Below are 9,243 nucleotides of genomic sequence, written 5' to 3'. Positions count from 1 at the left end.
TAATTCTTCTTTTGATAAGAGGTAATGAATAATATCTTCTTCAACATCGATAAACTCTTCAGATAAGTCATTAAGCTCTAACTCACCTTTTTTACCGGCGGGTTTCATCGCTGAAGAAGCAATAACCGTGACAATTGCGACAATCGCAATAACTAAGGTGATCGCTTTAGCTAAAAACAACCCGTACTCATACAAAAATTCCAATACATTCTCCTGTTATTAACCTCATATGTCTAAATCGTTTATTGACTTGAGGCTAATATTTAAATTTATCTATTAGCTATATGGGGCATATTGCAAATAAATAAAGTTAATAAGTTAAAAAGGCAATAAAAAGGCAATAAAAAACCCTCCTAAGAGGGTTTTTTTAGTTGTTGCTAAAGTTATTTAACAACACCTGTATCTGTTACTTGAATTAATTGTCCCATAGTCGCAAAGAATACGGCTACTTGAGATTGCATCTCTTGTGTTGCTCTAGCACTTAACGCAGCATCAGGTGAAGCAGCATTAGCACGAGGGTCAAGTATTGAACTATGATGACCATGAACAAATCTTACCACACCAGAGCCAGCAGTAGTTTCACTAACAGCTTCCAAGCCTAATAAAGCAATAGCAGGTTCTGTGCCACCCATAGGTGTAAACGGTGCTCTGTTAGTCACTGTTTGGTCTGAAAGGTTGTCTGCGCCGTCGCCAACAACTTCAATGAAGTGTGTAGGTGTTTGTGTTGCAGCTAATGCTTGTACATAAGCAATAGGGTCACCAGAATCAGTAACGGTTTGCGCCGCAAATGTGAACTGCGCGAAACCAGCATTTAGTGTTGCTTTTTGCTCAATAGATAAACCATCATAGAAAGCAAAATAGAAAGCACTTAGTTCGGCTTGAGTATAATCAGCAGGTAATGTTGCTGCAACTGCTGCGGCAAAGTCAGGCGATAACTGCATGGTTAAATTAGATTTAGCCAAGCCTTCAAATGCTGGAGAGTCTAAACCAAAGTTAGCTAACATTAAACCTGGCATAGCTAAAGAGGTACTAGCAATTTTGAATAATCCATCAATTTGTGGATTTAGTTCGGTATTTGCTAAACCAACAGCATTCATACCATATATACCACCTAATGAATGTCCTAGAAGGTGTACTTTACTGCTATCAATTTTAATTGGGTTACCATCGCTGTCAGCACCACCTAAAAAGTTCATGCCTAAACGCAAACCTAATAAATCAGCAGTACTTTGACGAGTATTATCACGCATACTCAGCATGCTACCCAAATTAACATAGTGTAATGTAGACACAGTACTGGTATTAATTTCATCAGTACCGTCACCGTCTAAATCAAAACCACGGCTACCATGCAATGGCTGATCAATTGCAACAGTTGCTATTCCAAATAAAGATAATATGCCAGTGATTGGCAACATTTGCTCTTTGGTTGAGGTAATGCCATGCACTAATATTGCTACTGGCCAACCGTTAGCAGGTTCTACTAATGGCTCTAAATCCATACTTGCACGCACTGGGTTAGCCCAAGCTAAATCAGGAGTAGTCATTTGCACATCAATCGGCATCATGACGCTTGTTGCTGGGATAGGGTTAAACTTAGTTAAATTACGTTCAGTATCAAGAGTGGCTAATCCTGGATTTTCGCTTGAGCTTAAATCACGTAAACCAAAATTCATACAAAAACCATCATTTGCATCTAACGCATCAGCAGGGATCGCCGCTGGGTTTGCTGCTGCTAAGCCAGCAAGTGTAGCGCCAGAATCACAACGTGCACGCCACCAGTCATTAACAGGAGCTAATGGGTTTTCAGCAGAAGGTACACCTGAGTAATAAGGAAGTGTAATTGAACCACGAATATAGTTTGCTGCTGAATATAATGGGATCAAACTTTCTGGAATTAAACCCGTTAATACGTTTGCAACTGAAATACCGGTATCGGCTACGCCAATTGCTGGGATTCCTTGTTGAGCATTAGCAACCATTTGAGGTACGCCAGCAGCCATCAAAGACTTAACCGTGCTTAATACACGCGTCGTTGATTGTGTTGTCATTGCAGCGGTATAAACAATAGTATCACTGCTAACCCCTGCTGCGACTACAGCAGCCTCATAACTATTAATTGCAGCTTGCAAACCTAATTGCGATGCATTGCCTAGTGGCAAAGTATTAATATCTTGACGTGCTAATTCATAGGTAGTTGAACCCGCAATAGCTTTACCATTGTTATCACGAAGATTGTTCGTCATTACCATAACATAGGTCGTTTCTGCTTTAAGCGGTTGAATCGGAATAAATAAAACATTATCGCCAGATTTTTGCGTAACAAAATCTTGCATGAACACAAGTTCACCAACAACTTTACAGGCAAGGCCACGAGTTACAGCAGTACAATCACTGTCATTCGCATCACCACCCATAATTGTTTCGAAGACTCTTACCGACGCAGGTTCAGAAGCACTAGCGGCATCTAAAGATGTACCCGTTGGGAATTCAATTCCAAGAGGAAAAGGCTGAGAAATAGACCAACCGTCCAGTGCACTAATGGCTACAAAAGGGTCTGAACCATCAGTTGGATCTGCAACAGGAATTTCTAACGTACCGTCAACGGTACCAGAAAAAATCAAGTCATTCGGAATAGAAAGTCCGGCAGCACCCGCACTTGGATTAAATTTAACACGAGCGGTTGGTGTTACGGCACTGCCGTTTTCAACCACTTCATTTTGAACATCTTTAATTGATTCATCATCACATGCCGTTAGTCCAAGAACACTGGCAATAGCAACACTAAGTACGAGCTTTTTCATTTTATCTCCCCACAGACGAGCTTTATATTATTTAGCTTTTTATGCTTTTATTTTTTATTTATCTGTAATTTCGTGAAGCGTAGCTCACAAAACTAACTTGTTCGACCAGTTAAACTTACCGTAAGAACTGCCTAAGTGCTAGCGGTTTCTTCTTTTATTATAACTTTAACTAACATTTTAGCTAAAATTTTTAAATATTACTCGTCAGTCAATAGGTCAAAGTAGTAGAATTACTGCCTTATTTACCTTCAAATAATTTGTATTGATACTATGTTTAATTACCAAATAACAGCAAATTCTTTAGCCAATAAAATAATTTTAGTTACCGGCGCAGGCGATGGTATTGGTCGCCAAGCGGCATTAACCTATGCTGAATTAGGTGCTACGGTTATTTTATTAGGAAAAACAACCGCTAAATTAGAGTCAGTTTACGACGAAATCATCGCACAAGGTTCCGCTGAACCTGCCATTATCCCCCTTGATTTAAAGGGTGCGACCAAACAGCACTACATAGATATGACCGCGACCATTGTTAATCAATTTGGTAAACTTGATGGCGCGTTACTCAATGCCTCAATGCTAGGTGAGTTAACACCTTACACGCAGATACACCAACAAATTTGGCAAGATGTAATGCAAGTTAATGTCACGGCTCAGCATCTAATGGCTCAAGCGTTAATCCCTGCATTACTGCTCAGTGATCATGCGTCATTGGTCTTTACCACCTCTGGTGTTGGTAATAGTGGTAAAGCTTATTGGGGGGCATACAGCGTTTCAAAGTTTGCAACAGAAGGGTTAATGCAAGTTATTGCTGACGAATACGAAAATACCACGTTACGTGTAAATGCGATAAACCCAGGCGCAACACGCACTAATATGCGTAACACTGCCTACCCAGCAGAACATGAAAACGATTCAGCAAAACCGGTAGATATAATGCCAGCCTATGTGTATTTAATGACGAGTGATAGTTTGGCTGTTAATGGCCAACGAGTTAACGCGCAAAAAGCAAAATAAGCAGCTAAAAAAAAGGCTGTAAGAATAAACTTACAGCCTTTATGTTTTATCAATTAAGAATTATCGTAATTCTCTTCTTAAAATTTTACCTACGTTGCTTTTGGGTAAGTCATCTCGAAACTCAACATACTTCGGTACTTTATAACTGGTTAAATTGGCGCGACAATGTTTAATCAGATCTTTTTCCGTTAATGTTTTATCCTTAAGCACAACAAATACCTTGACCGCTTCACCTGTTGCGTCATTATCTATACCAATAGCAGCGACTTCTAATACACCTTCATGCATCATGACCACTTCTTCAATTTCATTAGGATAAACATTGAAGCCTGAAACGATAATCATATCTTTTTTACGGTCAACAATTTTAAAGAAACCTTTATCATCCATAAGAGCTACATCGCCTGTCGCCAGCCAACCTTCTTTTAGAATTTCAGCCGTGTCCGCTTCGCGCTGATAATATCCTTTCATGACTTGTGGACCTTTTACCCACATCTCACCTGGTTCACCAATCTCAGCATCACTACCATCATCTTTAATGATGCGTATATCTGTCGATGACGCCGGTAAACCAATGTTGCCACTATAGCTTTTTTGATCATAAGGACATAATGTTACTAAAGGTGCACACTCAGTTAAGCCATAGCCCTCTAATAAACGTGTGCCTGTGACACGCTCCCATGCCTCACCAACAGAACGTTGCACTGCCATACCGCCGCCAAGCGACATTTTCAATGTACTAAAATCAAGGTCTTTAAAACCAGGAGTATTTAATAAGCCATTGAATAAAGTGTTAACGCCAGTAATTGCGGTAAAAGGATATTTAGCCAGCTCTTTTACAAAACCAGGCATATCACGAGGGTTGGTGATCAATAAGTTGGTACCACCTAACGTTAAAAAGGTTAGGCAGTTAGCCGTTAATGCGAAGATATGATAAAGCGGTAATGCGGTGACCACGAGTTCTTTGCCATCTTCCATCAAAGGCTTTATTGCGGCTTTTGCTTGTAATAAGTTCGCAATCATATTGCGATGGGTCAGCATAGCCCCTTTTGAAACACCTGTTGTACCACCGGTATATTGCAAGAACGCAAGATCTTCACCACAAAGTTCTACTGGCGTGTAAGCTTTGAGCATCCCCTGAGAGACAACTTTATTAAATCTAATGGTGTTTGATAATTTAAAGGCTGGTACCATTTTTTTAACATATTTGACCACACAATTAACTAGCGCACCTTTTACAGTACCCAGTCGGTCGCCTAATGAAGTAAGAATGACATGTTCAACTGAGGTATTATCAATGACTTTTTCTAAGGTACTAGCAAAGTTTTCAATGATTAACATTGCCTTAGTGCCTGAATCTTTCAATTGATGCTCGAGTTCACGGGCCGTGTATAGCGGGTTAACATTAACCACGGTCAAACCAGCAAGTAAAGCACCAAACAATGCAATAGGATACTGCAAACAATTAGGTACCATAATGGCAAACTTATCGCCCTTAACTAAACCTAAATCATTTTGTAAATAAGCAGCAAACGCTTTTGATTGTATCTCTAGATCTCGGTAATTGATTTCTGCGCCCATATTAATAAAGGCAGTGCGTTCGGCATAAATATCAACGTATTTATTGAACATATCAGATAACGAGGAGTACTTATCTGCATCGATTTCAAATGGGACACCGGGTGGATAACTTTTTTCAAGCCAAATTTTTTGCGTTTGTTGCACTTTGCGACTCCTCTAATAATAGCTTAACTGTAGACGATTATTGGTTTTACTCGATTAATACTTTTATATTTTACGTATTATTTTTTAATCGATATCGTCATTTTACTCTATATGAATGAATTTTTATTTTTTAAAACGGATGTTTGAATTTTCTTTTTACGTGATTACTGGTCTGATGTCTATAAATTTTAGCCACGTTTACCGTTTTCTCTTTATAAACGGTAACATTTAGAAAAAATCAGCCAATAAACTCTAAAATATGTCTACTAGTCTGCTCAGGTTCAGCCATATGGAAGTGATGTCCCCCAATTAATTTATAGCTGATAAAGTTATCAAACAATGGACCAAATTCTTTCAAACCAGTTTGTACAAATGACAAGCCTTTGTCACCATAAATTAATTGCACAGGAATTGTAATATCTTCAATAAACTGTTTTGCTTGCGCCAACGTCAGCCGATACGGCGATGTATTCCTTAAACGACGGTCAGTTCGCCAAATAAAGCCATTACCATCTTCAATAATCCCCCGTTCAACCAATAATTTTGCTTGTTGAAAGTTTAAATCAGACACTTGTACTCTAGCCTTAATTGCAGAATCTAAACTGGGGTGAAATTTTTTCTTTTTTGCTGAAGGCGATAATTGTTGATTGCACGTTAAACGACTTAACAGGCCCTTACGTAAATGCTCGGTCGCTTCCTCAGCTTCACCACTAATAAAGCCAATTGAATCAAGTAAGGTTAATGACTTAACCTTTTCAGGAAAAGCGGCTGAGAATGCTGATGAAATCATTCCGCCCATTGAATGGGCAACTATATCAACTTTCTGCCAGTGATTTACTTCCCACAGCAATAACAAATCATAAACGTAATCGATAAAATGATAATGGGCATCGGCACTTCTGTGGGACGATAAGCCATGCCCCGGCCAATCTATAGCGATAACACGCTTACCTTTAAAGTAAGGTAACATAGGTACAAAACTAGCCGCGTTATCTAACCAACCATGTAGACACAAGACTAGCTCGTCGTTTTTGTCACCACAAGCTAGACCAGTCAGGGTGAGTTCACCTAAGTTAAAACTCACCTCTTCGACGTTATCGGGGATACGCAAGGTGACTATTTCTTTTTAACAGGCGCTGGTGCTTTTCTCACTACAACTCTTCTTGGATAATTTGAATAGCGAGGCTGCCAGAAAGAAGGAGACGACCAAAATGGATTATGGATAACGCGCACATCGACTTGCTTTTTTTCTTTCCACAAGTGTATTTTTGTCGCGGTTAGGACCGGATAATTATATTCGTGCTCGCCAATTTTCCCTTCTTCTGAAGCGGCGACAGTGCCTAATGCAGTTATACTGCGACCTTCTTTATAAATAACGGGATCGAGTAGACCTGAAAAATAAACACGAAATCGTCCCAACGTTTCATTACCTTGCTTGGGTATCGCTGATGACTTTAACGGAAAGTGAACAATTTCTAACATACTATTGTTCGCATTATTGGTTACTTTTGCAATAACGCCACCCCAGCGAGCCGCATTTCCTTGTTCTGTATTAGCATTATCTCGAACAACGACAAAGTCTGTTAATGCTGTATTATCAGGTACCTGCAATGCTTCTGGAACTGATGAACAGCCACTTATAAATATTGCACTTACCCATAAGGGTAGCATTAAGATTATATTACGTTTTTTCATCATATTTACCTTTTCTAGATATATTCGCTAACCAAACAATACCACCAACACCAATACTAAACCATATAACGACCCATAAAAATTCAGGTATGCCAGTCAGTTGTGCTAATGCAGCACCATCGCCAAAGTTTCGTCCATCAACCAAGTACCAAGGACTTTTTACACTGTTAAGTAAAATAATTGCCCCTGTTATTTGCAAACTTGTCTGTAAGTAACTTAATTTTTTATATTTAAATTTCAATAAAACGAGTGCTAACAAAACACTAATAATAATTAGCGTTAAAATATCTCTCGCCCAAAAAATCAAAGTGGTTAGTAACAATAATGCGATAATACCACTTAATATTTGTGCTGCCCGTTGGTGCATACTCGCGATAAAGTAAATCCCTATTCCCCATAACGCCGCGCCAGCATAACCCATAAAGCTAATAAAAAAATTCATTCCTCCACGAGTTGTGCATAGCCCTGCCCCGTTAGAAAACAATTGAATTTGTACTATAGTCCCCCCGGTAAAGAGCGCAGCTAGGCCATGGCTGATTTCATGAAAATAACTTTCAAGCCATTTGAAGGGTATTGAAACAATGGGAATTTGGCTAATAATTAATGCGGTAATCAATATTAACCAAAAGTGATATTTTTTCAAAAAGGACGAAGACTTACTATTCATGGATTATTTTTCATTATGATAAAAGAAGAATATGTGACAAAACGCGGCTAGTGTTAATTAGACAAGTAAGTCGATACCAAATACCTGCTGAATATTTTCACGTTGAGCAATATTATCTACTGAAGAATATGCTGCAATTGCGGTTTGGTTTTGCTTTGATGGGCTGTCATAACTTGCTTGGCTATTATTTTTATTGCCGACTTGCTGGTTAGTTTGGCCTGAAAAAGAAATATTACTTGCTGAAACGGTTTGTGATGCACTTGAGTTGAGTTGTGCTTGCTGATTCTCAAATTGAGCTTGTTCGACTAAAGCAAGTGCTTGCTCATCGATATCAAAACGTGCAACTTGACTCGCTTGTTGGTCTTGCTCTTGGGTTTGTTGCGTGCTGTCTTTGTTGGTTTTTTCAGCTTGCCCTGTACTTTGCTCAATTTGTTGGACACGAAAGCGATCACGTTGCTCAGCAACCTGATTTTGATTATCAACCGACAACGATGCGCTTGATTGGGGCGTGTACGAACTCGTACTATTTATTTGCATAGTTTAAATTTACCAAAGTTTTGCCAAATTACAAAACTTTTTGTATTTTCACTTAAATAAAATCGATTACCTACCCGGTAGCTTTTTCCATGAAACAGTATCACGTACATAAACCGGTTGAGCGTTTTCAGCACTAACCGCCTTACCTTGAGAAAAGTAATACTGACCAATTTCTAGTAGTTCTTCCGCATTAGGAAAAAGTATCTCTGGTGTTCCCGCATTAATTTTTAAAGGCTCAAGTTCATTTTTATAAGCGTCCCAGCCAGTTCCTACACCATAGACCTGCTGATTTTCAGTTAAAGACTCATTCAAATACTCAGCTAATTCTTCAGGTGCTAATACGGTATCTTGCAGCGCAGCTTCCATAATACCTTGCTCATTTAATCGATAATAGCCCGCATAAACCTCTGACATACGAGCATCAATCGTTGCAATAACCTCTACTTGCTGGTGCCGACTGTAAGCTTGTTGAGCCATAGCCTGCAGGGTTGATACCCCTACAACTTTTAAATCAGCAGCAAAAGCTAAGCCTTGTGCGACGCCAACGCCAATTCGAACGCCGGTAAAACTTCCCGGTCCTTGTCCAAAAATAAGCCCATCTAATTGTGCTAACGTTATATCGGCTTTTTTAAGTAAGCGGTCAATCATCGGCAGTAACACTAAGCTATGCGATTGTGGTGCTAGCTCAAATTCACTGATCGTTTGGTCGTTAAACGTTAATGCTACTGAACATGCTTCCGTTGAAGCGTCTATTGCCAAAAAATTCAAATTATTCTCTCTAATACTTATCATTATTAC

At 39.2% G+C, this 9,243-nt stretch carries 8 protein-coding genes and 1 pseudogene; 1 reads left to right on the top strand and 8 read right to left on the bottom strand.

Annotation, left to right across the window (positions count from 1 at the left end; all coding sequences use genetic code 11):
• Together H4J69_RS14530 and H4J69_RS14525 are read right to left on the bottom strand one after the other, a co-directional pair.
• Positions 1–204, bottom strand: a pseudogene (locus tag H4J69_RS14530) (protease SohB); the annotation flags it as partial.
• 179 nt (positions 205–383) lie between these two features.
• On the bottom strand, positions 384–2,804 hold the full coding sequence (locus tag H4J69_RS14525; protein WP_182230858.1) for a VolA/Pla-1 family phospholipase: 2,421 nt from the start codon (positions 2,802–2,804) through the stop codon (positions 384–386).
• Positions 2,805–3,074: 270 nt separating this feature from the next.
• Between H4J69_RS14525 and H4J69_RS14520 the strand changes: the two genes are divergently transcribed.
• On the top strand, positions 3,075–3,821 hold the full coding sequence (locus H4J69_RS14520) for a YciK family oxidoreductase (protein WP_070376239.1): 747 nt from the start codon (positions 3,075–3,077) through the stop codon (positions 3,819–3,821).
• 60 nt (positions 3,822–3,881) lie between these two features.
• On the opposite strand, the gene fadD is transcribed toward H4J69_RS14520, so the two are convergent.
• The 6 genes from fadD to tsaB all read right to left on the bottom strand — a co-directional run bounded on the left by fadD (position 3,882) and on the right by tsaB (position 9,213).
• Positions 3,882–5,546 (bottom strand): long-chain-fatty-acid--CoA ligase FadD, encoded by a 1,665-nt coding sequence (gene fadD, locus H4J69_RS14515; protein WP_182217534.1) that lies wholly within the window; start codon positions 5,544–5,546, stop codon positions 3,882–3,884.
• A gap of 238 nt (positions 5,547–5,784) precedes the next feature.
• Positions 5,785–6,657, bottom strand: a complete 873-nt coding sequence (locus tag H4J69_RS14510) for an alpha/beta fold hydrolase (RefSeq protein WP_182222479.1) — start codon at positions 6,655–6,657, stop codon at positions 5,785–5,787.
• A 5-nt stretch (positions 6,658–6,662) separates the two neighbouring features.
• Positions 6,663–7,241: a Slp family lipoprotein gene (locus H4J69_RS14505; RefSeq protein ID WP_182230857.1), complete on the bottom strand. Its 579-nt coding sequence runs from the start codon at positions 7,239–7,241 to the stop codon at positions 6,663–6,665.
• Positions 7,228–7,908, bottom strand: coding sequence for a M50 family metallopeptidase (locus tag H4J69_RS14500; protein WP_182217530.1), 681 nt, complete (start codon positions 7,906–7,908; stop codon positions 7,228–7,230). Before H4J69_RS14500 ends, H4J69_RS14505 begins: the two co-directional genes overlap by 14 nt.
• A gap of 57 nt (positions 7,909–7,965) precedes the next feature.
• A complete protein-coding gene (locus H4J69_RS14495; protein ID WP_182217528.1) occupies positions 7,966–8,445 on the bottom strand; it encodes a hypothetical protein in 480 nt (159 codons plus the stop codon).
• A gap of 66 nt (positions 8,446–8,511) precedes the next feature.
• The gene (gene tsaB, locus H4J69_RS14490) at positions 8,512–9,213 is read right to left on the bottom strand and encodes a tRNA (adenosine(37)-N6)-threonylcarbamoyltransferase complex dimerization subunit type 1 TsaB (RefSeq protein ID WP_220466033.1); all 702 of its coding nucleotides are present in this window, start codon (positions 9,211–9,213) and stop codon (positions 8,512–8,514) included.
• Positions 9,214–9,243 lie beyond the last annotated feature (30 nt).

It is taken from the genome of Colwellia sp. BRX10-9 (genome assembly GCF_014077405.1).
Taxonomy (GTDB): domain Bacteria; phylum Pseudomonadota; class Gammaproteobacteria; order Enterobacterales; family Alteromonadaceae; genus Colwellia_A.
This window is presented reverse-complemented; position numbering and strand designations above follow the sequence as displayed.

Excerpts from the sequence above, each read along its gene's own strand:
- H4J69_RS14525 (WP_182230858.1), bottom strand. The coding sequence starts at position 2,804 with ATGAAAAAGCTCGTACTTAGTGTTGCTATTGCCAGTGTTCTTGGACTA.
- H4J69_RS14520 (WP_070376239.1), top strand. The coding sequence starts at position 3,075 with ATGTTTAATTACCAAATAACAGCAAATTCTTTAGCCAATAAAATAATT.
- H4J69_RS14505 (WP_182230857.1), bottom strand. The coding sequence starts at position 7,241 with ATGAAAAAACGTAATATAATCTTAATGCTACCCTTATGGGTAAGTGCA.
- H4J69_RS14500 (WP_182217530.1), bottom strand. The coding sequence starts at position 7,908 with ATGAATAGTAAGTCTTCGTCCTTTTTGAAAAAATATCACTTTTGGTTA.
- H4J69_RS14495 (WP_182217528.1), bottom strand. The coding sequence starts at position 8,445 with ATGCAAATAAATAGTACGAGTTCGTACACGCCCCAATCAAGCGCATCG.